Annotated in this window: 24 protein-coding genes and 1 pseudogene; 15 read left to right on the plus strand and 10 right to left on the minus strand. The window is 64.6% G+C overall.

Going from position 1 to position 25,812, the window contains the following annotated elements:
• The first annotated feature begins 34 nt into the window (after window positions 1–34).
• On the plus strand, window positions 35–337 hold the full coding sequence (locus A3E1_RS0100255; RefSeq protein ID WP_020518742.1) for a hypothetical protein: 303 nt from the start codon (window positions 35–37) through the stop codon (window positions 335–337).
• Here the strand turns inward: A3E1_RS0100255 and A3E1_RS0100260 are convergent.
• Entirely contained in the window at window positions 324–1,484 is a 1,161-nt protein-coding gene (locus tag A3E1_RS0100260; protein ID WP_020518743.1) for an alpha/beta hydrolase, read from the minus strand. The two genes, A3E1_RS0100255 and A3E1_RS0100260, sit on opposite strands and share 14 nt — an antisense overlap.
• Between A3E1_RS0100260 and A3E1_RS38130 the strand changes: the two genes are divergently transcribed.
• Entirely contained in the window at window positions 1,483–2,526 is a 1,044-nt protein-coding gene (locus tag A3E1_RS38130) for a lactonase family protein (protein ID WP_020518744.1), read from the plus strand. The genes A3E1_RS0100260 and A3E1_RS38130 overlap by 2 nt on opposite strands.
• Here A3E1_RS38130 and A3E1_RS0100270 read toward each other — a convergent pair.
• Window positions 2,506–3,063 carry a PadR family transcriptional regulator gene (locus A3E1_RS0100270; RefSeq protein WP_026207924.1) on the minus strand — a complete coding sequence of 186 codons (558 nt, stop codon included), beginning with the start codon at window positions 3,061–3,063 and terminating at the stop codon, window positions 2,506–2,508. The genes A3E1_RS38130 and A3E1_RS0100270 overlap by 21 nt on opposite strands.
• A gap of 54 nt (window positions 3,064–3,117) precedes the next feature.
• Between A3E1_RS0100270 and A3E1_RS0100275 the strand changes: the two genes are divergently transcribed.
• Window positions 3,118–4,266 carry an FAD-dependent oxidoreductase gene (locus A3E1_RS0100275; RefSeq protein ID WP_026207925.1) on the plus strand — a complete coding sequence of 383 codons (1,149 nt, stop codon included), beginning with the start codon at window positions 3,118–3,120 and terminating at the stop codon, window positions 4,264–4,266.
• Here the strand turns inward: A3E1_RS0100275 and A3E1_RS0100280 are convergent.
• Both A3E1_RS0100280 and A3E1_RS0100285 read right to left on the minus strand, forming a co-directional pair.
• Window positions 4,259–5,779 (minus strand): sensor histidine kinase, encoded by a 1,521-nt coding sequence (locus tag A3E1_RS0100280; protein ID WP_020518747.1) that lies wholly within the window; start codon window positions 5,777–5,779, stop codon window positions 4,259–4,261. The two genes, A3E1_RS0100275 and A3E1_RS0100280, sit on opposite strands and share 8 nt — an antisense overlap.
• Window positions 5,757–6,494 (minus strand): response regulator transcription factor, encoded by a 738-nt coding sequence (locus A3E1_RS0100285; RefSeq protein ID WP_020518748.1) that lies wholly within the window; start codon window positions 6,492–6,494, stop codon window positions 5,757–5,759. Before A3E1_RS0100285 ends, A3E1_RS0100280 begins: the two co-directional genes overlap by 23 nt.
• A 117-nt stretch (window positions 6,495–6,611) precedes the next feature.
• Between A3E1_RS0100285 and A3E1_RS0100290 the strand changes: the two genes are divergently transcribed.
• The 4 genes from A3E1_RS0100290 (at window position 6,612) to A3E1_RS0100305 (ending at window position 8,999) form a co-directional block, all read left to right on the plus strand.
• Window positions 6,612–7,424: a PhzF family phenazine biosynthesis protein gene (locus A3E1_RS0100290; RefSeq protein WP_020518749.1), complete on the plus strand. Its 813-nt coding sequence runs from the start codon at window positions 6,612–6,614 to the stop codon at window positions 7,422–7,424.
• A 7-nt stretch (window positions 7,425–7,431) separates the two neighbouring features.
• Entirely contained in the window at window positions 7,432–8,073 is a 642-nt protein-coding gene (locus A3E1_RS0100295; protein WP_020518750.1) for an MBL fold metallo-hydrolase, read from the plus strand.
• A 92-nt stretch (window positions 8,074–8,165) separates the two neighbouring features.
• Complete coding sequence (locus A3E1_RS0100300) at window positions 8,166–8,540, plus strand: hypothetical protein (protein ID WP_157631226.1); 375 nt, start codon at window positions 8,166–8,168, stop codon at window positions 8,538–8,540.
• 105 nt (window positions 8,541–8,645) lie between these two features.
• Window positions 8,646–8,999, plus strand: a complete 354-nt coding sequence (locus A3E1_RS0100305; protein ID WP_020518752.1) for a hypothetical protein — start codon at window positions 8,646–8,648, stop codon at window positions 8,997–8,999.
• Window positions 9,000–9,203: 204 nt separating this feature from the next.
• On the opposite strand, the gene A3E1_RS0100310 is transcribed toward A3E1_RS0100305, so the two are convergent.
• Window positions 9,204–10,472, minus strand: a complete 1,269-nt coding sequence (locus A3E1_RS0100310; protein ID WP_020518753.1) for an exonuclease domain-containing protein — start codon at window positions 10,470–10,472, stop codon at window positions 9,204–9,206.
• Window positions 10,473–10,712: 240 nt separating this feature from the next.
• Here A3E1_RS0100310 and A3E1_RS0100315 point away from each other — a divergent pair, with 240 nt between their 5' ends.
• Together A3E1_RS0100315 and A3E1_RS0100320 are read left to right on the plus strand one after the other, a co-directional pair.
• Window positions 10,713–11,333 carry a SigE family RNA polymerase sigma factor gene (locus tag A3E1_RS0100315; RefSeq protein ID WP_245571053.1) on the plus strand — a complete coding sequence of 207 codons (621 nt, stop codon included), beginning with the start codon at window positions 10,713–10,715 and terminating at the stop codon, window positions 11,331–11,333.
• Window positions 11,330–12,325, plus strand: a complete 996-nt coding sequence (locus A3E1_RS0100320) for a WD40 repeat domain-containing protein (RefSeq protein ID WP_026207927.1) — start codon at window positions 11,330–11,332, stop codon at window positions 12,323–12,325. The genes A3E1_RS0100315 and A3E1_RS0100320 overlap by 4 nt, the downstream gene beginning before the upstream one ends.
• Here A3E1_RS0100320 and A3E1_RS0100325 read toward each other — a convergent pair.
• Window positions 12,306–13,571: an ion channel protein gene (locus tag A3E1_RS0100325; RefSeq protein ID WP_020518756.1), complete on the minus strand. Its 1,266-nt coding sequence runs from the start codon at window positions 13,569–13,571 to the stop codon at window positions 12,306–12,308. The genes A3E1_RS0100320 and A3E1_RS0100325 overlap by 20 nt on opposite strands.
• 17 nt (window positions 13,572–13,588) lie before the next feature.
• On the opposite strand from A3E1_RS0100325, the gene A3E1_RS0100330 reads away from it, so the two are divergent.
• Window positions 13,589–14,068 carry a potassium channel family protein gene (locus A3E1_RS0100330; protein WP_020518757.1) on the plus strand — a complete coding sequence of 160 codons (480 nt, stop codon included), beginning with the start codon at window positions 13,589–13,591 and terminating at the stop codon, window positions 14,066–14,068.
• Here the strand turns inward: A3E1_RS0100330 and A3E1_RS44225 are convergent.
• The 3 genes from A3E1_RS44225 to A3E1_RS0100345 are packed head-to-tail and all read right to left on the minus strand — an operon-like array spanning window position 14,055 to window position 16,659.
• Complete coding sequence (locus A3E1_RS44225; RefSeq protein WP_020518758.1) at window positions 14,055–14,837, minus strand: DUF4097 family beta strand repeat-containing protein; 783 nt, start codon at window positions 14,835–14,837, stop codon at window positions 14,055–14,057. The two genes, A3E1_RS0100330 and A3E1_RS44225, sit on opposite strands and share 14 nt — an antisense overlap.
• Window positions 14,834–15,484 (minus strand): response regulator transcription factor, encoded by a 651-nt coding sequence (locus A3E1_RS0100340; RefSeq protein WP_020518759.1) that lies wholly within the window; start codon window positions 15,482–15,484, stop codon window positions 14,834–14,836. The genes A3E1_RS44225 and A3E1_RS0100340 overlap by 4 nt, the downstream gene beginning before the upstream one ends.
• Window positions 15,472–16,659, minus strand: coding sequence for a sensor histidine kinase (locus A3E1_RS0100345; RefSeq protein ID WP_020518760.1), 1,188 nt, complete (start codon window positions 16,657–16,659; stop codon window positions 15,472–15,474). Before A3E1_RS0100345 ends, A3E1_RS0100340 begins: the two co-directional genes overlap by 13 nt.
• 133 nt (window positions 16,660–16,792) lie before the next feature.
• Here A3E1_RS0100345 and A3E1_RS38140 point away from each other — a divergent pair, with 133 nt between their 5' ends.
• The 5 genes from A3E1_RS38140 to A3E1_RS0100370 all read left to right on the plus strand — a co-directional run bounded on the left by A3E1_RS38140 (window position 16,793) and on the right by A3E1_RS0100370 (window position 25,198).
• A complete protein-coding gene (locus tag A3E1_RS38140) occupies window positions 16,793–18,922 on the plus strand; it encodes an MMPL family transporter (protein WP_169454340.1) in 2,130 nt (709 codons plus the stop codon).
• A 31-nt stretch (window positions 18,923–18,953) separates the two neighbouring features.
• Window positions 18,954–21,548 (plus strand): class III lanthionine synthetase LanKC, encoded by a 2,595-nt coding sequence (lanKC, locus tag A3E1_RS0100355; protein WP_020518762.1) that lies wholly within the window; start codon window positions 18,954–18,956, stop codon window positions 21,546–21,548.
• A 14-nt stretch (window positions 21,549–21,562) separates the two neighbouring features.
• Window positions 21,563–21,715, plus strand: a complete 153-nt coding sequence (locus A3E1_RS46590; RefSeq protein WP_020518763.1) for a SapB/AmfS family lanthipeptide — start codon at window positions 21,563–21,565, stop codon at window positions 21,713–21,715.
• A gap of 85 nt (window positions 21,716–21,800) precedes the next feature.
• On the plus strand, window positions 21,801–23,414 hold the full coding sequence (locus tag A3E1_RS0100365) for an ABC transporter transmembrane domain-containing protein (RefSeq protein WP_020518764.1): 1,614 nt from the start codon (window positions 21,801–21,803) through the stop codon (window positions 23,412–23,414).
• Complete coding sequence (locus A3E1_RS0100370; RefSeq protein ID WP_020518765.1) at window positions 23,411–25,198, plus strand: ATP-binding cassette domain-containing protein; 1,788 nt, start codon at window positions 23,411–23,413, stop codon at window positions 25,196–25,198. The genes A3E1_RS0100365 and A3E1_RS0100370 overlap by 4 nt, the downstream gene beginning before the upstream one ends.
• Here A3E1_RS0100370 and A3E1_RS48900 read toward each other — a convergent pair.
• Window positions 25,139–25,666, minus strand: a pseudogene (locus tag A3E1_RS48900) (response regulator transcription factor); the annotation flags it as partial. The gene A3E1_RS0100370 and the pseudogene A3E1_RS48900 sit on opposite strands and share 60 nt — an antisense overlap.
• Window positions 25,667–25,812: the final 146 nt, after the last annotated feature.

Genomic DNA, 25,812 nt, shown 5'->3' on the forward strand with positions numbered 1-25,812 from the left:
AGATCCACGCGAAAACTGGTGCGGAAGGACTAGCGTGGCAGACGATCAGCTGGAAGCGGTGGCACAGCTGTGGGAAGAGCACCTTAAAGCGGTGTTTCCCACGCGGTGGCATGGGCTGAGCAGCGGAAAAGTAGATCTGGTAACCCTCGATGCCGACATCGGGGGTTGTGTCACCACGTGGCTGGAAAACTTCGGCCGCCTCGACGCGAGCAGGCAGCGCGTCATCCGGACGCGCATAGCCGACCTCGACCGGATGCGCACCGGACTCGACGACGCCACTGAGTTGGCCTATTGCGATCGCTTGCGCGCCATGGCCATCGCCATCAGCCGCCGCTAAAGATCACCGCGGGGATGGGTGTCGCGGCGGCGATGGGGATGGCGACCAGTAACGCGCCCGCCAATGGGGCGAGCCAAGGGGGTGATTCGTCTGTCGTGAGTAGACGGATCCACGTGGCGTTCCAAGCGAGCAGGACGAAAAGCAGCGGCATGATGAGCAGAAAGAAGCCGGGCGCCAGCCCGGCGAGCGCGAGAACGGTCAGCAAGACCAGGCCCGCCGCGCCATAACCGGTGTAGCGCCAGACGTTCTTGCGGGCAGCCAAATGTAGGCCATAACAAGCGGCGAAGCTGAAGAGCACGGCGACCGGCAACAGCAGCCAGCGCCACCCAGTGAGCAGCACGTTGGTCAGGCTCAAGTGGACCGGCACGGCCACGGCCGCCAGTGAGTACGGGAAGATCAGATAAGGCGACTTGGGCAGGACGGTGAGCCCTGCGGTGAACGCCAGCGCGAGCAAAGTGCCGTAGATAAGCCTGTTCCACGGCGCCGGATCGGCGGGCTGCGCGCCAAACACGGTCGCGAAGAATTCACCCGTCAGACGATGTGCCTCCGGACTGAACAGAATCGTGAAGTGATCGGATAGCGGGACCAGCCGCACCCCTTCGTGGTGAAAACCAGACGGCTCCAGTGATCCGGCGAGCATGAGCAGGGACGGCGACGCAGGCGCGGGGGTGGGCAATGACAACGTCACCACGGCGTGCAGGCGCGGCCGCTGCTCGGCATAACGGACCACCGCGTCAGCACCCATCGAGTGGCCGAGCAAACCGATGCGTCCTAACGGGACGCCCAGGGTGCGCAGGTGGCTCACGGCGACGGCGAGATCTTGCTGAAGCCTGCGGGACGGGTCCAAAGGCAGGGGATAGAGGTTGGTTCCGTGCCCGGAGAAGTCCAGCGACACGACCAGAAAGCCCTGCCGCGCCAGCGTTTGCGCATAGGGCCGCATCATCGCCGCCGATCCGCCGAACCCGTGCGCGATGACGATGCCGGATCGGCGCTCGGGCAAGCGGGGATCGCGCAGCACCTCGAGCGGCACTCCATCCACGACGGTGGACGTCTGCGCCAGTCCGGAGCCCTCCCGGATCAGGCCGGCTGTCCCGGCCGTGAACAGGCAAAGGGCGATCAGCGCGGTGAGGGGCCGCAGATTCCGCATGGGAAACATCAAAGCAGACGGCGGCGGTGTGGAAAGATCTGCTGATGTGGCACTGATCTACGTTGGCTCTTACGGCTCGGGCATCCGCTGCTTCCGGCAGAACTTGGACACGGGCGAGCTGACCGTCGCCCATCCGCCGCTAGACGTGGCCGATCCGTCGTTCCTGGCTTGGCATCCGTCGGGGGCTTACCTTTACGCGGTTTGTGAGCGGGATCCGGGCCGCATCGCCGCGGTGGCCGTGGCCGAGGACGGGTCGCTCACGCTGCTCAACACGGAACCCACCGGCGGAACGTCACCGTGCCACCTCGCGATCGACGCCGAGGGCGAATTCGCCGTCGTGGCGAACTACTCCAGCGGATCGGTGTCGGTGCACCCGGTGCGGGCCGGACAGGTCGGGGCACGGACAGATCTGGTTCAGCACACCGGAACGGGGCCCAACGCTGAGCGCCAAGAGGGTCCTCATGCGCATATGGTGAGCTTCACCAAGTACCCGCGAATGGTGCTGGTGACCGACCTTGGCACGGACCAGATCATGACCTATCGGCTTGAACCCGAGGGCACCTTGACCCAGATGGGGTCGGCGGCGATGACGCCGGGAAGCGGGCCGCGGCACATGGCACACCACGAAAGCGGGCGCCTCTATATCGACGGCGAGCTGGACACGATGGTCGATATCTGCGAGGTGCGCGCGTCCGGCGCGATGATCCGGTCCGTGGAGCGGCATTCGGCGATGGTGGGCGAGGTGCCCAGTGGCAACCTCCCGAGCCACCTTGAGCTGCATGGCAAACACCTCTACGTCGCCAACCGTGGGGCAAACTGCATCAGCGTGTTCGAGACCGACCCTTGGCGTCCCGTCATAGACGTGCCCACGGGAGGCGACTGGCCGCGTCACTTCGCGATCGCGAACGGCTTTATGTACGTGGCGAACCAGAACAGTGGTGACATCGCGGTGTCGCGTTTGGACGGTGGCGTGCCCGGCGGTTTCCAGTTCGCGGCCGAGGTTCCGGGCGCGTCCTGTGTGCTACCAGTGCAGTCTTCCTGAGCTGACGTCGGCGGCTAGCGCGCGGCAATAGGTGAGCTCGGTACCGGTCATCGCGCGCTGATACTCGGTTTCGACGAGAAAGAGCCGGGGCAGGAAACTTCCCGCCTCTTTCAAATCGTTGTCCAGAGCGGACAGTTGCGCCTCCAGGAGCGTCACACGCTTGTCCAGTGCGGCGGCCACTTCGCTCGCGGCCAGCGAGGGCATGAACGCCAGCGCCGCTGGGAACTCCGGGAACTCCCGCGCCGGCGTCGAGAACATGGTGTAGAGCCAGTCATGCAGAGTCTCGCGGCCCGTTTCGGTGATCTCGTACACCGTCCTTTCTGGACGGTTCTCGGCGCGTGCCGTTGACTGCACGGCGATGAGGCCATCGCGTACGAGACGCTCGATCGTCTGGTACACGCTGTTGCGCTGCGCGACGTTCACGACCTCATCTTTGTGCCGTTCCTTGATCAGCTGCTGCATGCGATAGGCGTGCATGGGCTCCTCGGTGAGCATCGACAACACGGCCATGGCCAGCACTGATCGGCGAGATGACATGGGTCTCAGCATACCGTTTGACATATGACTAGTCATAACATGTATAGTGTGAGTATGACTAAGAAAGCATTGATCATCGGAGGCGGCATCGCCGGGCCGGTTACCGCGATGGCGCTGCGGAAGGCCGGCATCGAGTCAGTGGTTTACGAGGCCTATGGGCGCACGTCTGACGGTGTGGGCGCATTCCTCACCCTCGCGGTGAACGGTCTGGAAGCCCTGCGCCAGCTGGATCTGCATGACCTGGTCTGCGATCTGGGCATGGACACGCCCGGCATGCGCATGAGCAACGGCAAGGGCAAGCAACTCGTGAACTTCCCGATGTATGGCCGCACGATCGACCGCAGCGATCTTTACGTGGCGCTGCGCGATGAGGCGGTCCGCCGCGGGATCCAGATTGAGTACGGCAAACGGCTCGTCAATGCCGCTGGCGGCACCGCCTCCTTCGAGGACGGCACTTCGGCGACCGGTGATTTCATCGTGGGCGCCGATGGGCTGCGTTCAAGGGTGCGTTCCTTGATCGATCCCAACGCGCCGAAGGCTCGCCACATCGGCCTGCTCAACACCGGTGGCTACGCGCGGGGCGTTCACCTGCCGGGCAAGCCGGGCGAGGCCAACTTCATCTTCGGCAAGCGGTGCTTCTTCGGATACTTCATCCACCCGGGCGGTGACGTGTGGTGGTTCGCCAATCCACCGTCCAAAAAGGAGCCGACCACGGCCGAACTAGCCAGCGTTGACTGGCGGGCCCGGTTGCACACGCTGCTTGACGGTGACGTGGGCCCGATGCACCGAATCATCGACGCGACCGAAAAAGTCATCCCGGGCTGGAACACCTACGACTTCCCGACCGTGCCCAAGTGGCACAACGACACCATGGTCATCGTCGGCGACGCGGCACACGCCACTTCGCCATCGTCAGGACAAGGCGCCTCCATGGCCATCGAGGACGCCATCGTTTTAGCCAAATGCCTAAGAGACATAGGGGGTACTCCGAAAGCCTTCGCCGCGTTCGAAAAAGCCCGCCGTGAGCGGGTCGAGCGGATCGTCGCCCACGGCAAGCGCAGCGGTGATGGCAAGGCGCCAGGCCCTGTCGGGGCACTGTTCCGTGACCTGATGATGCCTATCTTCCTGCGCCAGATGGAGAAGAAGAACTCACTGGGCTGGATGTATGAGTACCGCGTCGATTGGAACGCCGTCGCTAGCTGAGGTTCCTGTGCTCGTCCTGTGAGGGCAGGCGGACCGTGAAGACTGTCCTACCCGGACGGCTGTCAACGCTGACTGTCCCGTGATGCGCGGCGACCACAGCCGACACGATCGCTAGCCCGAGCCCTGTGCTGCCAGCGGCTCGCGAGCGCGACGAGTCGCCCCGGGTGAACCGCTCGAAGATCTCGGGCTGCAGCTCTGGCGGAATCCCGGGCCCGTTGTCAGCGATGGTGACGACGGCGTTAGTACCCTCAAGGGAAAGGGCGACAGAGACGGTCGTCCCTTGTGGAGTGTGGGTGCGCGCATTGGCGAGCAAGTTCGCGAACACCTGATGCAGGCGTGCGTCGTCACCGGTCACGCTCACGGGATCGGCGGGCAGATCCAGACTCCACCGGTGATGCGGCCCAGCGATTTGCGCGTCGCTGATGACATCGACGATGAGCCGTGACAGGTCCACCGCACCGTCGGCTAGCGGGCGTCCTTCGTCGAGGCGGGCCAGGAGCAACAGGTCTTCCACGAGCGTGGTCATCCGGGCTGACTCTGACTCGACACGGCTGATGGCGTGCGCCACGTCGGGTGGCACCTGGTCCTTGCTGCGCCGGGTCAACTCGGCGTAGCCACGGATAGCGGCTAACGGAGTACGCAATTCATGGCTGGCATCGGCGACGAAATGCCGGACCCTGGTCTCGCTCGCCTGGCGAGCGGCAAGAGCCGCGGCGACGTGTTCGAGCAAGCGGTTGAGCGCGGAACCCACCTTGCCGACTTCGGTCTTAGGATCGGTGTAAGCCTCCGGCACCCGCTCTGACAAGGCAACCGTGCCCCGGTCAAGCTCCAATTCGGACACTCGCGTCGCCGTCGCGGCCACGCGGTCCAACGGGCGCAGGGTCCGCCGCACCACGATCGTGCCCAGCAGCGCCGCGGCGCCGATGCCGATTACGGAAACCAGCGTGACCACACCGGCCAGCCGCCAGATGGTCTCGTTCACTCCGTCGAGCGGGAGCCCGGCTACAACGGTGTCGCCGTTGGAGAGCTTCGTCGCGGCCACGCGGTACTCACCCAAGCCGGGAATGTCCAAAGTGGAGGGTTTGCTGTTCGCGGGGACCGATGCCAGCGGCTCGGCTTGATTGGCGGGAAGCCGTTCCGGGTAGCCATGCGCGGCCACCACGATGTCGGCCACGACATTGCCATTGCGGATAAGCGCGCCTACCGTCTGGTCCGGAATCCCGGGCGCTGTAAGGAAGTTGGGTCCGTGCGGGGGAGCGCCTTCAATAGAATCACCAGTTGGTACGCAGCCCTGCCCGCCCTGGCCACCTTGCTTGCTGGGCGCGTTTCCTTCGTTCTTCTTGGTGCGCACCAGAATGTCGCTGAGCTGAGTGTCGAGCCGGTCGGCGAGGAAACGCTCAAGCGCGACCGTGGTCAGCACTCCCACGATCGCGCTGGTGAGCACCAGCAACCCGGCGAAGATGGCGATCAGCCGGGTGCGTAACGGCCAGCTACTCCGTCGGTTTGAGGACATAACCCGCGCCCCGCATCGTGTGAATCATCGGTGGACGGCCCGCGTCGACTTTCTTGCGCAGGTAAGAGATGTAGAGCTCAACGACGTTGGCCTGGCCGCCGAAGTCGTAATTCCAGACGCGGTCGAGAATCTGGGCCTTGGATAGCACGCGGCGAGGATTGCGCATCAGATAGCGCAGCAGCTCGAACTCCGTCGCGGTCAGAATCACTGGTTCGCCACCGCGGTAAACCTCACGGCTGTCTTCATCAAGCGTGAGATCACCGACCGTCAGCACGGCGCTTTCCTTCGCCGTGACCATGGTTGAGCGCCGCAGCAGCGCCCGAAGACGCGCGACCACCTCTTCAAGACTGAACGGCTTGGTGACGTAGTCGTCGCCGCCGGCGGTCAGCCCATTGACGCGGTCCTCGACGGCATCTCGTGCGGTCAGGAAGAGCACCGGGATCGCCGGGTCGTGCGCTCGCATCCGGCGCATCACCTCAAGGCCATCGATGTCGGGCAGCATCATGTCGAGCACCACCGCGTCCGGGCGGAACTCGCGGGCCACCCGCACCGCGCTCGTTCCATCGCCAGCCGTGCTGACCGTCCAGCCTTCATAGCGCAACGCCATGGCGAGCAGCTCTGACAGCGTGCTCTCGTCATCCACGACCAGCAAGCGCGGGGGTTCGCCATCCGGGCGGCGCAGGTCGGCATCGATACGGCCCATGCCTGACAGCATGCACCCAGGTGCTATGCCGATGTTGTGGGTTTCCTATGACTAACCTGTGAGCGGGCCAGACCAGTGAGCGCGAATTGGCCCTCGAAGGCTAGCTCAGGACGTGACAGGGTCGGTCGCATGGAGATCTTGCGGTACACGGCGTTTAGCGATCATCCCGAGGGCGGAAACCCTGCCGGGGTCGTGCTCGACGCGACCGGCCTGAGCGATGGCGACATGCTGAGCATCGCCGCCGAGGTCGGGTACTCCGAGACCGCGTTCCTGTTCCCCAATGGCGACGTGCGCTACTTCAGCCCGAAGGCGGAAGTGCCGTTCTGTGGTCACGCGACGATCGCCCTCGCTGCCGCTCACGCTGAGCGATTTGGTGCCGGTGAACTGGTGCTGAACACTTCCGTAGGCCCTGTCCCGGTAACGACAGCGGTCGATTCCGCCGTCGCGACCGCGACGTTGACGAGCGTGGAGCCGAAGCTGGAACCGTTGGATCCTGCTGAGGTGCTCGCCGCGCTCGGCTGGGCGGTCAGTGACCTGGACCCATCGCTGCCGCCACGGGTGGCTTTCGCTGGCGCTTGGCATCCGGTTATCGCTGCCGGTTCACGTGACCGGCTGGCTCGCCTGGACTACGACTTCGACCAGCTAGCCGGGCTGATGCACCGTCGTGAGTGGACAACCGTGAGCTTGATATGGCGCGAGTCGCCGCTGGTCTTCCACGCCCGCAATCCGTTTCCGCCCGGTGGCGTGGTCGAGGACCCGGCCACCGGCGCCGCCGCCGCTGCGCTGGGCGGCTACCTGCGTACGCTCTCGCTGGTCGAGACACCCACGACGGTGACTATCCACCAAGGTCACGACATGGGCAGGCCCAGCCTGATCTCCGTGGACATCGGACCGTCAGGCGGCATCAAGGTCACCGGACAATCCGTCTTGCTAACACTATGATCGGCGGGTGACCTATACCGGTGCCGCCCCAGGCGTCCGTGAACTCGGCGCTCTGACCATCAGCAAAGTCTCCGTCGGGCCGATGGACAACAACGCCTATCTGTTGCTGTGCCGGGAAACCGGTGCCCAGCTGCTCATCGACGCGGCCAACGAGCCGGAGCGGCTGCTAGCCCTCGCCGAAGGCCGCCTGAGCGCCGTCGTGACCACACACCGGCACCAGGACCACTGGGCCGGTGCGCTGGAAGAAGTCGTCGCCGCGACCGGTGCGGTCACTTACGCTGGCCGTCTTGACGCCCCCGAAATCGCTGTGCCGACGCAGGTCCTCGTCGACGACGGTGACACCGTCTCCTTTGGAGCGATCGAACTCCAGGCGATCCACTTAAGTGGACACACCGAGGGCAGCATCTCCTTGCTGTACAACGACCCTGACGGTCACCCACACCTGTTCACGGGCGATTGCCTCTTCCCTGGCGGCATCGGCGGCACGTGGGGTGACCCGGCAGCGTTCACGTCCCTGTTCGAAGGCGTGGAGACGAAAATATTCGGCCGCCTCCCAGACGAGACGTGGGTCTATCCCGGACACGGCAAGGACACCACCCTCGGCGCGGAACGCCCCTCCCTGCCCGAGTGGCGCGCCCGCGGCTGGTAGACGAAGCCGAACCCGTTGCGGTAAGCCATTCGACCCCCATCGGTGGGGGTCCTTGGTGATAGCCTGTGCCCTTGCCGTCACGGGGAGGGTAAATGCTTCAGCTATTCCTAGGTATGCTGCTCGTCGCGTACATCGTCCGGCTAATTGTCGTCTTGTCGCGAGGGGTCACCGGTTCTCGGATGGCGATCACAGGACTGGTCATTCAGCTCCTGGGCGCCATCGCTTTCGTCCCCTTCATTCTGATGCTGTCGCTGATTCTCGTGGTGCCCAGCCGCGTGATGTGGCTATCGCTGCTGCCTGGGTCGGCACTCACGATAATCGGCGTGATCCTTTGGGCCATGGGCCGCCGGGGCGAACGCGAACCGTTCCTGCCGAGGCCAACGCTAGAGCAGCAACGGGCGATCGACGATGACATGTGGGGCTGGGAGCCGAATGCCGAAAAATTCCATAAGCCCGAAGGATCATAAGCAGCCTGAAGCCAGATCATGGGCAGGTTTGGCAATTGCTAGGGGAATGCAAATCTGTCATGACCGCTCTAGTTGCAGATTGACTCATTGACATACATTGCCTTCATGAAGCGTACTTCGCGTATCCTCGCACGGCTCGCAGCCGTCGCCTTCCTCGCCTCAGCCGGAGTCGCCACCGCGGCTCCAGCTCAGGCCGCTTCCCTATCCGTCTGGCTCGGGTGCGAGTCGCTCGGCCGCTACTCGGTGTTCTGCGAGCGCACCATCAGTGGCGGTGTAGCCCCGTTCACCACCAAGTGGTACTACAACAACACCCACTTCCCCTCGCAGGACAACAAGGCCTACACCAGCTGGGGTTGTACCGTGGGATATCCCAACGTATACAAGGTCGTCGTCACTGACGCCACCGGTGCCAGTGTTCCCGTCAGCCGCAACGTCATCTGCCGCAGCGGATTGCCGTGATGAACATACAAAACTGACCAAGCGTGGCCCAGCCGTCACCGGCCGGGGCCACGCCTGTCGGCGCGAATATTTGCGTAACGGTTACCAGCGTGGGAATCCTTGGTCATGCCAGCCGGACCGAATCGCTTGCTAGCAAACACCTTTGCCTGACACCGTGGCCCGAAAGCGACGGCGGTGCTCAATGACCTGCGGCGCCTGTCACTCTTAGCCTCCTGGCAATGCGGAAAGCATTTCGGTGAATGCGCGCGGATGAACGATGGGGATTCCGTACTTCGCGGCTTTCTGAGATTTGCCTGACATCGTGTCTGGGTCTGCGGCTACAAGCATCCGGGTTTTCTTCGTGACCCCGCTGCCGACGCGAAGTCCGGCACGAGTGGCTCTAGCCTCCCATACCTCACGTGGGTCGCCCATGTCGCCGGTGAAAACGACAATGTCTCCAGCGCACAGATGTATAGTCCCCGCAAGCCTTGTCGACGCGCCCGCGACCAGTGCGACTGCGTGTTTCGCGGTACGGAGGGCTTGGTCAACGGAGCCATGCAGGCCAAGCAACGTCGCAACGGCCTCTAAGTCGCTCACCTCAGCGGCGGTTAACACGCCGTCAGACATAGCGACGGTTGCTAGCGCCTGAAGATAATCCCGGTGCAGCTCAAGGACATCTTCCTTGCTGAGGTTGAGACTGTTCGCGACAGCGACCAGGGCGTCGGCCTCCGTAGCGGAGACATAACGGTCGAGCAACGCGCGATCGAGCACATCCAGGTAGGCATCTGTGTCCTGGTTGGACGTGCGGGGGAGGCGCTCGACAAGACGGGACAGAAAGTGGCTCTCAACGTGGCCTTCAGCACGCCGAAGTACAGGGGAAAAAGCGACTGCGGGAAGATTCGGCCAATGCTGGTACGGAGTCACCCAACGCCACGGTGGCGGGGTTCCACCAATCGAAATAAAGTAGGCCAGCAGTTCTGCTGCGGCGCGCGCATCGTGCGAAGCGGCGTGTGCGTTTGTCAGATCGATTCCGGCTATCGCGCAACAGTCAAGCAAGCCGCGGCCCGATGAGGGAAGGAATTGACCTGCAAGGCGCATGGTGCACAGTCCATGGTCTTGAGTCAGTGAGAGTTCGACGCCGAGCCGTCGATACTCGCTAAGCAGGAACTGTGCGTCGAAGGGGAGGTTGTGCGCGACAAGCACACGTGACCGGAGAAGGTCAGCGACCAAACCCGCCACATGGCTGAAGGTTGGCGCTTGGCGCGCCTCCGCAGCAGATATGCCATGAATATGTTGCGGCCCTAGATCTCTTTCAGGGTTGATAAGCGTGCACCACTCGGATTCGATCTCGCCCGAGTCAGCGACATGCACAATCGCGATCTCAACGATGCGGTCGTGCCACGAGGCCCGCAGTCCGGTAGTTTCGAGATCTATGACTGCGTATGGCATGACTGTCCTCCAGACCGACCACTGATTCTTGAAGAGCTCCACCATCTCCAATGCATGCCTTCTTATCTATGGGCTGCCCCGGTCGGGCGAGAAGACACTTAGTTAGGTTAGTACGGAAAACAGCTGGCCTCGCTTGGCGATCATCCGATACACAACGTCCTGAGTGGACAATGTGCGTACGCGTCTGGCTCAAGCTCCACCGAAGACACCATTGTTACTAGCGCTGCCGGAATCGAGGAGCCGAGTTGCCGCCCGCGATAGACCTGCCTTTCGCCGGCTTCGGTCATGAGCGCAGAGGCTATGCATGACGGCAAGTCGCGGGATCCATGCAAGGTGGCGGTGGCGCATGCCGTCTTCATTGGTGAAGGAGGTGGTGCGGTGGATGACGTCAGCAGACGGGAGTTCACGGCGTTTGTCGTGCAGCGCAGCCATGTGCTGCTAAGAGCGGCTTATGCGCTGACCGGTGATCAGCATGCGGCGGAGGATCTGTTGCAGAACGCGCTGGCGAAAGCGGCACTGCGCTGGAAGAGCATTCGCACCAGCGAAGAGGCTTATGTGCGCAGGGTTCTGTACCGGGATTTCATCTCCGCCTGGAGATGGCGGCGTAGGCGGCCGGAGCAATTGCATGGAGATCTGCCCGAGTGGCGTGGGCAAGAAGACCATGCCCTGGCGGTGACGCAGCGGGTCACGTTGTATGACGCGATTGGCAAGCTGCCGCCAAAGCAGCGGGCCGTGTTGGTGCTGCGGTATCTGGAGGACCTGAGCGAGAAGCAGGTCGCCGAGGTGCTCGGTTGCTCGACGGGGACGGTGGCGAGTCAGGCGTCGCGTGCCCTGGCCAAGCTGCGCGAGGACCTCATGACGCAAGAAGGGCTGAGCGGGCAGATCAGGGAGGTGCTGACACTATGAACCTAGACCAAGGCGTCCGGGAAGCATTGCGGCATAAGGCAAATGAAGCACGCCCCGCGGAGCTTGCCGAAGCGGCGCTCAGGCAAGCGAAACGTGTCCAGTCCAGACGGTGGATGGCGATGGGCACGGGGCTGCTCGCCCTCGTGCTGACGGCCGCGTTCGGGGTGACGCAGCTGACGGGCAAGCCGGATGCGCCCGCAGTGGAAATTAGCCCTGAGATTCCCGATCCGGAGACGGGCAAGCTGCCGTTGGGACTCGGCTGGTACTTAGTGGCTGGGCCGGGCGAAGGTGGTGCTTTCGTGTGGGATCCGCAAGCAGGGAAGTTCGCCTTCTATCCGCACAGTGCCGTCTGGCAGTCGCCCGTGGGCGGAAGGCTCGCTGTGCACGCGGTGAAAGCCAAGTCGTTCTACATCATGGTTCCATCGGAGCCCACCTGGGATCTGTTGCGGGGACAGGATATCGCTGACCGGCCGCAGTGGAACGCCAACGGGACAAAGATTCTGTTCGGAGTCAGCACCAGCGAGACCGGCACGGCCGAGTACCGGATCGCCGATGTCCAAACCCGGACGGTGACAACGCTTCAGCTCGGCTGTGATCCGCGCTGTAAGCTGGTTTGGCTGCCGGGACAGTCCGTTGTGGGGCACCACACCGCAACGGGGATGGACCTGTATTCCGTGTCGGGGCAACCCATGGGATCTGTTGGCTATCAAGCGGTTAGCTCGACGTCATGGTCGGCCGATGGCTCGCTCGTCGTGGGAAGTGTCAACGGTGAGCCCGCGCTGATTGATGCCGGAACGGGCCAGAAGTTTTGCCGACTGTCTGGGATGGACAGTCCGAGCAGACTGGTCTACTGGCGGGAGAACAAGGATTTCATGGCGATGGGCGAGGAACTCGGCTATTACGACACCTCGTGCAAGCTGGTCTTCTCGACGACCTTGCCATCGCGGTGGATACCCACGGAACAGGATCAGTTCACGCTCGTGAAGGAGTGACCGCGACGGGCTGCCCCGCGATCATTTCGGGGCGGCCCGTCACGATGAGCCAGGCGGGAAGGACGGTGATGGCGAGCACCATCAGGACTACGGGATTCGGCACGAGAGCGGCGGCGACGAAGATGCTGATCCAGCCCGACCGCGTTATCGCGAGCGTGATGCCGAGGACGGAGCAGGCGACCGTCAATGACACGGGGATGCTGGGCAATAGCGCGTGCACGAGGAAGCCGAAGGCCGCGCCAATGAACACGGCCGGGAAGATCTTTCCACCCCGGAAGCCCGTTACCCCGGCGACCAGCAAGGCGAGCAGTTTGATTCCGGTGATCGCGGCTAGTGCGCCAGCGCTTTCAGAGCTATACCGCGTGGCCAGCTCCTGCATCTGCTCCAAGCCCTTGAAGAGCGTGATTTCGCCGCCCAGCGCACCCAGCAGTCCTAAGCAGACACCGCCAGCGACGAGGATGACGAACGGGTGCCGCAGTTGATGGAAAAGCCGATAGAGACGGGGAAAGACCCATGTCGCGGCGAGCCCAACGATGGCTGCCGCCATGGCGATGGCGAAAGCGGCCAGGAACCCGGGAAGTCTGAGTCCCGGAAACGCGGGCAGGTTCATGGACATCGTGCCGCCGGACGAGAGTGCCAGCGCGGTCAAGCCTCCTGCGGCCGCCGCGGCTAGTGGAGCGAACAGGCGGTCCCAGAGCGACTCGTCGCTCTTTTGCGTGGCAAGCGTTTCCGTGAGCATGAGGGCCGCTGCGATGGGTGTGCCGAAAAGGGCGCCAATTGTTCCCGCTGAAGCAAGCCCGGCCCACTGCGATGAGGTAACCTGCGGCAGCATCCGGGCGCCGAACGCGATAGCCAGACTGACGTTGGCTCCCAAGATCGGAAACTCGGGGCCGAGGCTGACCCCGCAAGCCAGGCCGATGATGGCGGCCAGCAGAAGACTCGGCACTGTGGACACGGGGCTGGGCGCGTGCATGAGGCCGACGGTCGCCGGGTCAGGCCCGGCGTGACCGGGTATGAGCCAGACGGTCAGTCCTACCGCGACTCCGGCGAAGGTGAGCACGATGAAAATCCACCAACGCGAGTCGTGTGTGAAGCCGAGCGCTGAGGGCAGCGTTTCCCAGATGAGGTGATGCAGCCAGGTCTCGGCGATCAGGTCCATGAGGACGAGCACCAATGCGCTGCCCACCCCGGCGAGGAGCGCGGGGATGAGCTGCTTCACGAGCTTTCGCGCCGGCAACTCTGTCATTAGGCAACAATAAGGACATGTCTCCGCGAACGCGCCTGATTGCTGGAACCGCCGGCCTCGTGTTTGCGTACTTCACGGTCCCGGTCGACAACCGCGGCAACACCGTGCTTCGCGTTCTGCTGACCTTCGGTGCGCTCGCCCTGGTCACCGTGCTCATCGTGCAGCAGGTGCGACATCAGATGCGGCGGGCCGGTTCTCCACTATGGACGCTGGCGCTCGCCCTGGTCGCCGGGGTGCTGGCCTTCGCGCTGGCCGACTACCTCGTCGCGACGGTCCGGCCAGGGGAGTTCATCGACCTGAACACGAGGCTCGACGCGCTGTATTTCGCGCTAACGACCCTGGCCACGGTCGGCTACGGCGATGTTCATGCCGAAGGGCAGATAGCCCGTACGGTGGTCAGCATCCAGCTTGCATTCAACATTCTGGTGCTGACCACCGCGGCGTCAGTGTTCGTTGGCGAGCTCCGGTCCCGGAGCCGCAGGGCTAGCGATAGTTGACGTAGAGATCGCCGGAAACCGTCTTGGCCTGAATGACGGCCGGACCGTCGCCGAAGACGTCGACTTTGCGTTCGCCCGACGTCGTTTCCGCGCTCACCCGGTAACCACCCGTGCTGCGTGGCACGGACACCCGTAGATCTCCCGAGGTCGTCTCGGCGACGATCGTGGCCGGTGCCGTGCTGAACGACAGCGTCAGATCGCCGGAGACGCTGTGAGCGCTGACCGAGGAGGAACTGGTCTCCTCGGCGGTCAGGTCGCCGGAGACCGTTCGCAGCTCCAGCTTGCCGGCCGCGCCACCGGTGCGCAGGTCACCGGAAACCGTGGTCACCCGGATTTCCCCTGTCACGCCAGCGGTTTCGACGTCGCCAGAGGAGGTGTCCGCGATGACGGTCAGGGCACGGGAGGTTTCGGGAATGGTGACGACGTATTTGATGGAGCAGTCGTCAGAATCGGCGTCACCGCACAGGTGTGAGACGGTGAGGCTGGTGCCGTTCCACGTTTCGCGGTAGCGGGGCTTGTCTTCCCCGGTCCAGCGGAACCAGCGCTGGATGCCGATTTCGCTTCCGGAACCGGTTTTCACGACGACATCGCTCGCTTCGAAGTCGTGGAACTCGATGCGGGAGATCTCTTGTGTGAACGAAGACAGGTTGGTGTCGCGTCTTATCTCCATATCCGGGCGCATGATCGCCCACGTGACGATGACTCCGACGATGAGAACGGTGACGGTGAACGCCGCGGCAAGCAGGCGCCAGATGGCTGAGGTGCTCATTTTGGCCTCTCGTTGAGGTATTGGAGGACGGCTAGCACCCGGCGGTGGTCGTTATCGGCCGGCGGCAGCCCAAGCTTGGCGAAGATGTTGTTGACGTGTTTACCGACCGCGCTGTCGGTGATGAACAGGGCACCCGCGATCGCTGAGTTGGACCGGCCTTCGGCCATGAGGGCGAGCACTTCCTGCTCCCGTGGCGTGAGCCGGTCGAGCGGAGCGGACCGGCGGCGCACCAGGATCTGTGCCACGACTTCGGGATCGAGCGCGGTGCCGCCTTCGGCGACCCGCCTGAGCGCGGCCAGGAACTCGCCGACGTCGGCGACCCGGTCCTTGAGCAGGTATCCAACACCTCTGGTGTTGCCGGACAACAGTTCCGAGGCGAATTGCTCTTCGACGTATTGCGACAGCACGAGAACCGCGATCGACGGCCACTGCCGGCGGATCACGAGCGCGGCCCGCAGTCCTTCGTCGGTGAACGACGGTGGCATCCGCACGTCGATGACCACGAGGTCGGGCTGGTGCTCTTCGACCGCTGTCAGGGTGGTTTCCGCATCACCAAGCGCGGCAAGCACTTCGAAGCCGCTGGTGTTGAGCAGGCGGACGAGCCCTTCACGCAAGAGGACCGAGTCCTCACCGATTACGACTCGCATGGCAACTCCACCGTGATGACCGTTGGCCCGCCAGCGGGGCTGCTGACCCGCAGGGTGCCGTCAACGGAACTGACTCGCTGGGACAGGCCGCGCAGTCCACTGCCACGCGCGGGATCGGCACCACCGACCCCGTCGTCGCGGATCGTCAGGTAGAGCACGTCGCCCACCCGGCGGACCGTGATGTCCACCGCCTTGGCTGAGGCGTGTTTGGCGACATTCGTGAGTGCTTCGGAGACAACGAAATAGGCGATCGCTTCCACTGTCGGGGAGGGACGTTTGGTCACGTCGACGGACAGGTGTGCGGGCACGGGTGAGCGCGCGGCGATGCCTGACAAAGCCGCGTCCAGGCCGCGATGGTCGAGCACGGCCGGGTGGAGCCCGCGTACGAGCTGGCGCAGTTCTGTGAGCGCTTGCTTGGCTTCATCGTGCGCGGCGGCGATGACTTCCCGGGCGCGATCGTCCACATCGGATAGTGATTCGCGGGCCATGCCGAGGTTCATCGCCAGGGAGACGAGCCGTTGCTGCGCACCGTCATGCAGGTCGCGTTCGATGCGTCGGCGCTCGGCGTCGGCGGCGTCAACGACTTCGGCGCGGCTCTCGGTGAGCACTTCGACGCGTTGCTCCAGCTCTTCGGTGCGGGTGAGCTGAAGCATGACCTGGGCCGCCTTGAGATCGAGGCGAGCGAGCATCAAAGCGGCCGCGATCGCGGCCACGACTAGGAAGACGCTGATGGTGTAGAAGATGGTCCACGTCACCGGGGTCGACAGGTCTTGTCCAAACACAAACGTGCCGGGGCTTTGGAAGACGGGAAGGAGCGCGGAAACGATGGCAAGTGACCAGAGGGCGATGATAATGGCGCCCCCGACGATTCCGGTGAGGCAGCCGGCTGCCGCGTGATACCAGAACCCGCGCCACGAGGCGGCTTTGTGCCGCGCTGGCGGCAGCGTGAGTTCTTCGCTCAGCAGAGCGGCGAATCGTGAGCGCTGCAAGATGGTGCACGCCCGCGAAACCGCGAACACGGTTTCCCTGGCGGCCGGGGCACCCACGATGGAGGCGGCCATGACCAGGGCGATCACCCCGGTGGTGTGCACGAGTGACCCCGTGACCACCGCGACAGGAAGCCCGGTGACCGCGTGCACCGTCGCCTTCCATGACTTCGTGATCGCTGTTCGCATGTGACCACGGTAGGGAATGCCCCTGGCCTGCGTCACGGTGCCTGCCCTCCGGACGGTGGTGAGGCTAGCCCCACCCCGGGAACGGCATCGCGCACTACCGACTTTGGCTGGCCCAGACAGCAGGCTGCGTGCCATGACGAGATTTCTGGGACGGATGTGTTTTCGCCACCGCTGGATCGTGGTGGCGCTCTGGCTCGCCATCGCCGTTGGCGGGGGGCTTTCCGTGGGAGGCGTGTTCGAGAAACTGGGCGATACGAACACGCTGTCGGGCACCGAATCGGGGGAGGGACGCCAACTACTCATTGACGCCCGTGATAGCGGTGGCCAGGTAATCGCCTTGTGGGAAGGCGTGGACCCGGCGGCGGCGAGCGTCAAAGACGCTGTCGCCAAGGCACGGGCTGAGCTCGGGCAGATCCACGGCATCCAAAAGACCGAGGAGATCGCGGCCACCGACGGCCGCGGTATCGCGATTGTGGCCACGCTGACCGAAGAGGAACCGAAGGGTGCCGACAACGCGGCCAGCTATCGATTGCGCCAGCTGGCCGGGACGCAACCCGGCTCGACGGTCAGTATCGGCGGCAGCGAAATCATGGGCGATGAGATCAACGACCAGGTACAAGAGGACCTCAACCGGGCCGAGTTCAGCTCGCTGCCGGTGACCGTGCTCGTGATGATCTTCGTGTTCGCCGGGCTCGCGGCGGCCGGAGTGCCGCTGATCGCCACCCTGGCCACGGTCGCGGGTGCCTTCGCGGTCCTGCTTGGGTTCTCACAGTTCATCGATCTCGACGCCGACATCATCAGCGTGGTGAGCATGCTCGGGCTGGCTCTGTGCATCGACTACTCGCTGCTGTTGGTGGCGCGTTACCGCGAGGAGCTGGCGGCCGGGTATGACCGGGCCGAAGCGGTGGAGCGCACGTGGGCACGAGCGGGCCGGACGATCGCCTTCAGCGCACTAATCGTGATCTCGGGTCTGTTCGGGTTGTTCTGCTTCGATGAGCCGCGGTTGCGGGCGATGGGCGCGGCTGGAATCTCGGCCACCATCGTCGCTTTGCTCAGTGCGCTGACCCTCAGCGCCGCGCTGATTCGCTTGTTCGGGCGCTGGATCAAGCCGTCCAAACGTCGCGTGAAGCCAGCCGACACCGGGTTCTTCGCTAGCTTCGCGCGATGGGTGCAGAAACGCCCGCTGTTGGTAGCTATGGGAACCGCGGCGGTGCTTCTGGCCATGGGAGCGCCTTTGCTCACGGCGACGGTCAAACTGCCTGACATGCAAGGGCTTCCGCGTACGATCGAGTCGGTGCGCGTGGCCGACGCGCTCAACGATCGTTACGGCCAGAACAACAACCCGGCCATCGTCGTGGTCGCCCGCACAGCACCGTCCACTCTGGACAGCTGGGCGGCCAAGTGGAACGCGTCGGCCAGTCCAGCCAAGCAAGTAAGCCCTGGCCTGGCCAGCATCGCGTTTACCGTGGATGGTGACGCTCAGGCCGCACCAGCGCGGGAACTGGTCGCCAGCATGCGCGCTGACCGGCCGTCGGGCGGGGAGAGCTGGGTGACCGGTGACAGTGCCGTCATCGTTGACCTGCGGGCGAAACTGGCCGCTGGGTTGCCTTATGCCGTTGGTGTCGTGGTGCTGGCGATGTTCGTGTTGCTGTTCCTCATGACGGGCTCGCTCGTGGTGCCGGTCAAGGCATTGCTCATGAACTTTGTTTCGCTGGGGGCGACCTTCGGAGTACTCACTGGGGTTTTCGAGCATGGCTGGCTTTCCGGGCCGCTGGATACCTTGACGATCGGCGGGCTTGACCCGTTCGTCATCGTGCTGGTCTTCGCTTTCGGGTTCGGGCTGTCGATGGACTACGAGGTTTTCCTGCTTTCACGCATCAAGGAGCAGGTGGACGCGGGTTACAGCACGGATGTCGCGGTGCAGCGCGGGTTGCAGCAATCCGGGCGCATCATCACCTCGGCGGCGATGCTCATGCTGATCGTGTTCGGCTTCTTCGCCGCGGCCCGGATCGGCGACATCGAGCAAATTGGACTCGGGCTCTTCGTCGCCGTGCTCGTCGACGCGACCGTCGTCCGCTGCCTGCTCGTGCCGGCCACGATGTCGCTGCTCGGCAAGGCCAACTGGTGGGCGCCGAAACCGTTGCGGCTCATCGCGGCGAAAGCGAGGTTTGCGGAATCGCAAATAGATTGTTTCCAATGTCAGGGTCCGCCCATGACAAATGCCACTAGAGCAGCGGGTCGGCCGGCCAGCACGATGACTTAGGCCGAACGGCTACAAGCTTGAGGAGGCACGCGTGGAAGACCGGTACGACGCGTACGTCATGGCCGACCAGACCTTCTACGACGTTCTCCATGCCCGTCCGGCCGACGCGAGCCCCTTCGCCGTCGCCGGACGGGACCTACCGTTCGGCTGGGAGCGCAAAGACCAGGACGACTGGCTCGTCTTCGATCCCGGCAACGCCGTCTTACCCATGCAGGGCTGGAAGATTCACGTGTCCGCCTGCCTCGACAACGCCGAACGCGTTCTGGGAAAGGTCTGGGACTATTGCGTGCCAAGGGAAATCGAGTTCAAGTTCCTGCGCTCGCATGCCGCCCTGCTGGCCCGCGTGTCGAAGTACGCCGCTCGCGGCTTTAGCGGCAAGCTCGTCACCATCTACCCGCCTGACGACAAGGCGTGCGAGGCGATCCTTCGCGAACTCGGCGAGGTGCTCGACGGTGAGCCGGGCCCATACATCCTCACCGACCTGCGGTGGGGCAAAGGACCGCTGTTCGTGCGCTACGGCGCTTTCGTCAACCGTTTCACCGTGGGTTCTGACGGTCAGCTCACGGGAGCCATCGCCGATGACACGGGGAAGCTGGTCCCAGATCGCCGGTCGCCGGTCTTCAAGGTGCCCGACTGGGTGACTCTGCCAGATTTCCTAGCGCCGCACCTGGAAGCCCGTAACGCGGTCGGCCTCAGTGAGCTGCCCTATGTCATCGACGGTGTGCTGCACTTTTCCAATGGCGGCGGCATTTACCGCGCGACCGACACCCGCACCGGCGAGCAAATCGTGCTCAAGGAAGGGCGTCCGCACGCCGGCATTGACGGCCGCGGTGAAGACGCGGTCCGCCGGCTGGAGCGTGAGCACGAGACGCTGACCGCTTTCGCTGGCATCACCGGGATTCCGGCCGCACGAGACCTGTTCTCCGTGGGGGAGCACCGGTTCCTCGCGATGGACTTCGTCGAAGGCCGGCCGTTGAGCCGCGAGATCGTGATGCGCTATCCGCTCATCAAAAACGACTCCACCGCTGAAGACTACGAGCGCTTCACGGCGTGGGCACTCGACATTTACCGTCAAGTGGAAGAAGCCATCCGTGCCATCCACGCTCTTGGTTACGTCTATGGTGACCTGCATCTATTCAATGTCATGGTGCGGGCCGACGACACCATTGGGCTGCTTGACTTCGAGGTCGTTTCGCCGGTCGCCGAGGCGACCCGGCCCGGGCTGGGTAATCAAGGGTTCGCGGCACCTCGTGGCACCAAGGGTTTCGCGATTGACCACTACGCGATGGCCTGCTTGCGTCTGGCGTTGTTCCTTCCCATGACGAGCCTGCTGGGCCTGGACCGCACCAAGGCCGCGCATTTCGCGGAGATCATCAAAGAACAGTTCCCGGGTGTACCGGAGGAGTTCCTCACCAAAGCCGTTGAGGTGATTAGCCCGGAGCGTGCTCACGGAGTACCAGCTGAGGAATTTGAGCCCGAGGCATGGCCGCGGCTGCGCGACAAGCTGACGCGGTCCATTGTGGATAGTGCGACCCTGTCGCGTGATGACCGGTTGTTCCCTGGCGACATCCGGGGGTTCATGCCGGGCGGTGGCATCAACCTGGCCTACGGCGCGGCTGGTGTCCTGTATGCCTTGTCAGCGACGGGAGCCGGGCGATATCCCAAGTTTGAGCGCTGGATGCTGCAGCGCTCGCTGACACCCAAAACCGGTACGCCACCTGGCTTCTACGATGGCCTGAACGGTGTGGCCTTCGCGCTCGATGAGCTCGGCCACCGGCAGCACGCGCTTGACGTGCTCGACATCTGCCTCGGCGAGAAATGGGAGCAGCTGGGCCTAGATCTGCATGGCGGCCTGGCCGGGATCGGGCTGAACCTGTTGCGCTTCGCTGACATCACCGGTGAACCCGCCTTGCGGCAGGCCGCGCTGAGGGCGGCTGAGCTGGTGGCGCAACGCCTTGGCCCGGTTGACGCGGTGGCGGAGATCAGCGGTGGCCAGAACCCGCCAGCGGGGCTGATGCGCGGCTCGTCCGGCCCAGCATTGTTGCTGCTGCGGGCCTATGACGACACCGGTGACTCAGCGTTCCTCGACCATGCGGAAACGGCGCTGCGGCAAGACTTGCGGCGGTGTATACGCCGGAGCGATGGCGCGCTTGAGGTCAACGAAGGCTGGCGCACCCTGCCCTATCTCGACGCCGGAAGCACGGGCATCGGGATGGTCCTCGACGAGTACCTGAAACGCCGTGATAGCGCGGAATTCGCCGACGCCGCGGAGGCGGCGAGCCTAGCGGCACAGTCGCGGATGTACATCCTTCCCGGACTGTTCACCGGCAGGGCAGGGATTCTGCACTATCTGACCGGCCGGTGTCCGGAGCCGCTTGCCAGCCCACTCGTGCTGCGGCAGGTGCGGGGCCTGAGCTGGCACGCGATTCAGTACGGCGGAGGGCTCGCGTTCCCCGGCACGGCGCTGTTGCGGCTATCGATGGATCTCGCGACCGGAACGGCCGGCGTCCTTCTCGCGCTCGGCTCGGCGTTGCACAGCGAGCCCGTGTGCGCACCCCTGCTCGGGTCAGCCCGGGCCACCCAGACTCCCGCGCCAGCCGGCGCGGGCCAGAAAACCGATCCCTAAAGGAGGGTCCTGAAATGGCACTTCTCGACCTGCAAGCGATGGACAGCCCCGTGGTTGACATGGCTACGAACAGCTCTTCCAGCGGCCACAGCTGCACCGCAAGCGACCTGAGCGTCGCGCTTTGTGGCGACCACAGTGGCCTGAGCGCCCTGCTCTGCCACAACTAAGCGGCACCCGGCCGTGGTTCCGGACGACTCACTTTCGCCCGGACCCACGGCCGGTTCCTTTGATGGTGACATAGGAGGACCGCCAGTGGCGCTCTGGCGTGAAGTGATGGTCAACGGGCGGGCCTGGCTGTCCGTGACAGCGATCGCTTCGCTGCTGGGGGCCGGGGTCGCGCTCGCGTTGCCGATGGTGCTCGGCGCGGCCATCGACGCCATCGTGACCGGCGCTGATGTCACGGCGCTGGTCGTCCTCGCGGCCGGGCTCGTGGGCCTTTCCGTCCTAGTGGATCTCGGCGGTGCCTATGTGACCGCGTCCGGCGTGGCTGGCACGACCGCCTGGCTACGGCTGCGGCTGGTGCGCCACCTGCTCGCGTTGAGTCCAGCTAACTTGGGGAGATTCGCTAACGGGGATCTCGTGACCAGGGTGTCGGGCAACGCCGCCGAGGCGGCTCAAGCCGGGCCGTCCACCGTGGGCGCTGTCGCCGCGTCGATACCGCCGCTGGGCAGTCTGGTGTTGCTCGTTCTCATCGATCTATGGGCGGCTGCGGCGCTTCTGGGCGGGCTGGCCGTTTCGGCACTCGTGCTGCGCGCGTTCGCCCGCCACACCACACACGCCGCGGCGGGCTATCAGCTGGCTCAAGGTGCCATCGCGGCAAGGCTTTCCGAGGCGATGACCGGCATCCGCACGATCGCGGCGTCGGGCACCGCGGCGTTTGAAGCCAAACGCATTCTCGAACCGTTGCCAGAGCTTGCCGCGCAAGGAAAGCGGATGTGGCACGTGCTGGCACGCACGTCAGCTCAGGCGAGCTTGGCCGGGCCGGTCGTTGTCGTTTCGGTGCTGGCCGTGGCAGGGTGGGGAGTCGCGAGTGGACGGGTTAGCCCCGGAGAACTGTTCGCCGCCAGCCGCTATGCGGCCGTGGGGGCAGGGCTCGGCGGGCTGACCGGCGTCCTTGGCGTGCTCAGCCGCGCCCGCTCGGCGCTGGCACGGGTGCAGGAACCGTTGCGGCAACCGGTGCTGGGGTACGGCTCACGTGACGTTGGACCGGGCAGCGGTCAGCTGGAGTTTCGCCACGTAACCGTGGAATCGTTGCTGCACAACGTGAATCTGACCGTCCAGGGTGGATCGTTCGTCGCCGTGACGGGCCGTTCCGGTGCGGGCAAAAGCATCTTCGCCGAACTTGTGGCCCGTCTGCGCGACCCGTGCTCAGGCGACATCCTGCTCGACGGCATACCGTTGCGCGACCTCAGTGAGCACAGTCTGCGCCGTGCGATCGGCTGCGCTTTCGACCGTCCACAGCTCGTGGGACGGACCGTCGGCGACAGCATCTCCAACGACGTGGCCGGGGCTCACGCGATGCAGGTACATGCTTTCCTTTCACGCCTGCCACAGGGCTATGACACGCCCCTGGCCGAGACGCCATTGTCCGGTGGGGAGAGGCAGCGGCTCGGGCTCGCCCGGATGTGGGGGGCGAACCGGGTTCTCGTGCTCGATGACGCGATGTCCAGTTTGGACGCGGTCAACCACATGCGCGTGGCGCAGCGGCTCGAAGACGATTCCCGTACGCGGATAGTGGTGACAAACAAGGCGTCCTTGGCGGCTCGGGCCGATCTGGTGGTGTGGCTCGACGATGGCAAAGTGCGCGCTGCCGCTCCGCATGCCGTGCTGTGGCACGATCCGCGATACCGGGCGGTGTTGCAGTGAGCCCTTTGCGGTATGGGCTTTCGCGGCTGGGCCGGCGCCCGTTGCTGGGACTCCTGCTGTGGTCGTTGCCGGAGTTGCTTCCCGCCGTGCTGATGGGCATCGCCGTGGCACGTGCCGTCGACGACGGTTTCCTCGCCGGCCGGCCCTTGACCGGAGTGGCCTGGCTCGGCGCGGTAGTAGTCGCTTCGGCGATCGGCGCGGTCGGTTCGCGTCAGGTGCTGCGGCGGCTTGGCGACCTGGTCGAGCCCGTACGCGACGATCTGGTCCAGCGAGTAGTGCGTGGAGCTTTGGCGGATCAGACCGACACCGGTGCCGTGACCCGGCTCGCGCGGCAGGTTGAAGTGGTCCGGGATACGTTCGCCGGGCTGATCGTGGTGACGCGGGCCTTCCTTGTCGCCATCGTTGGATCGGTGGCCGGGCTGCTGTCGCTGAGCCCGCGCCTGCTGGTGTTCATCGTCGCGCCGGCGATCGTTGGACTGGCCGCTTTCCTTGCCACGCTTAAGCTTTCGGCTGCCCGGATCCGGGAGTCCGTGCGCGCGGAGGAACGTCTCGCGGCCACGAGCGGCATGGTTCTTAGCGCCGCGCGCGATGTCGCCGCGACGGGAAAGGGCGCGTACGCGGCCGAGCTGGCGGCGGCGGACATCATGCGGCAGGCAGCTGCTGACCGTGCCCAGGCGGCCGTCTCAGCTTTGCGGACCCTCTGCTACGCCTTCGCCGCCTGGGTGCCGCTGTCGCTGATCCTCCTGTCTGGACGGTCGCTCGTGCGCGACGGCCTGAGCGTGGGCGAGATCCTGGGCGCCCTGACCTATCTGCTGGCCGGATTCCAGCCCGCGTTGGGCAAGCTGATGTCCGGGCTGGGCAATAGTGGGCTGAAGTTCCTGGTGACGCTCGAACGCATCCTCGAGGTGAGCGCGGTTCCAGAAGCAAAAGCCAAGCGGGTCAAGACTGGCGCTACGGCTGAGCTGAGCAAAGTCACGTTCTCGTACGGGCCACACGCTCAGCCGGTGTTCACTGAACTCGACTTGTCGCTGCGGCCGGGCGATCATCTGGCCGTCATCGGGCCCAGTGGCATCGGCAAATCCACGCTGGCCTCGCTCGTTTGTGGACTGTTGCGTCCCGTGAGCGGCACCGTGACCGTGACCGGGGACTGCGTGCTCATCCCGCAGGAGGCCTACGTCTTCACGGGCACGGTCGCCGACAACATCTGTTATCTGCGGCAAAGCGCCACCTTCAAGCAGAGTCTCGCGGCGATCCGGGCCGTGGGCGCCACAGAACTCGTGGACCGGCTCGGCGGCCTCGCCGGCCAGATCACCCCGGCCAGCCTGTCAGCTGGCGAAAAGCAGCTGATCGCGCTGACCCGGGCCTACCTGTGCCGGGCACCTATCGTGCTGCTCGACGAAGCGACCTGTCATCTCGACCCGGTGGCCGAGCGGACCGCCGAGGAAGCCTTTATGCGCCAAGGACGGACCCTCGTCGTCATCGCTCACCGTGTCTCCTCAGCCATGCGGGCTCCCCGCGTGCTGGTGCTCGATGGCGTCAGCGCCGATCTGGGCGGACACGGTGACCTTGCTGAGCGGTCCGCCCTCTACCGCGACCTGATGCTGCTGTCAGGCCCAGCGCTGCTGTCAGACCCAGCGCGGTCGTTAGACCCAGCCGGACTCCTCGGCGACCCGGATGGCTTCGATCCGGGTGCGGCTGCCCGTCTTGGCCAGCACACGGGAAAGATGATTGCGAACGGTGCCGTGACTCAGGAAGAGCTGAGACGCGATGGCGCGAGCCGTTAGCCCGCTGCTTGCCAAGCGCAAGATTTCCCGCTCACGTTCGGTGAGCGGGTTATTGGCCGCGCATAGGGCGGTTCGGGCGAGGTCGCTGTCGAGGACGGTTTCGCCGCGGACGAGTTTGCGGACGCAATCGATGAGGGTTTCGGTCGACGATTCGGTGGCGACCAGCCCGGCTTGCGGGGCGAGCTTGGCCATTTCTACCGCTCTGGTGGCGCCCGAGCGTCGCTCGGCGAGGACGAGGACGGCGCACAGCTCACATAAGCCCGCGCATAACTCGGTCATGGGAAGGGCAGCGGGCAGGTCGATATCCATGACGACGATCGTCGGTGACTCCCGCCGGGCCAGGTCTAACACGTTGTCACCATGTGCTGACTCAGCGACCACCTCTATGTCGTCTTCCTTATCGAGGACAGCGGCTAGCGCACCTCGAACCAGTCCGCCGTGATGGGCCAGTAGCACCTTGATAACCATGGGTTACAGCCTCGCATACAGTTAACTTCGTGAATCAAATGATTCACGAAAAGTCACCGGACGGGCTGGGCTAACACTTGTTTAACCTCCCCGAAACGGGCAGGAGCTAGGGGTCTCGTTGGGTGAGAACGTGGCCTTATCCGTGG

Source organism: Catelliglobosispora koreensis DSM 44566, assembly GCF_000379685.1.
GTDB classification, from domain to species: Bacteria; Actinomycetota; Actinomycetes; order Mycobacteriales; family Micromonosporaceae; genus Catelliglobosispora; species Catelliglobosispora koreensis.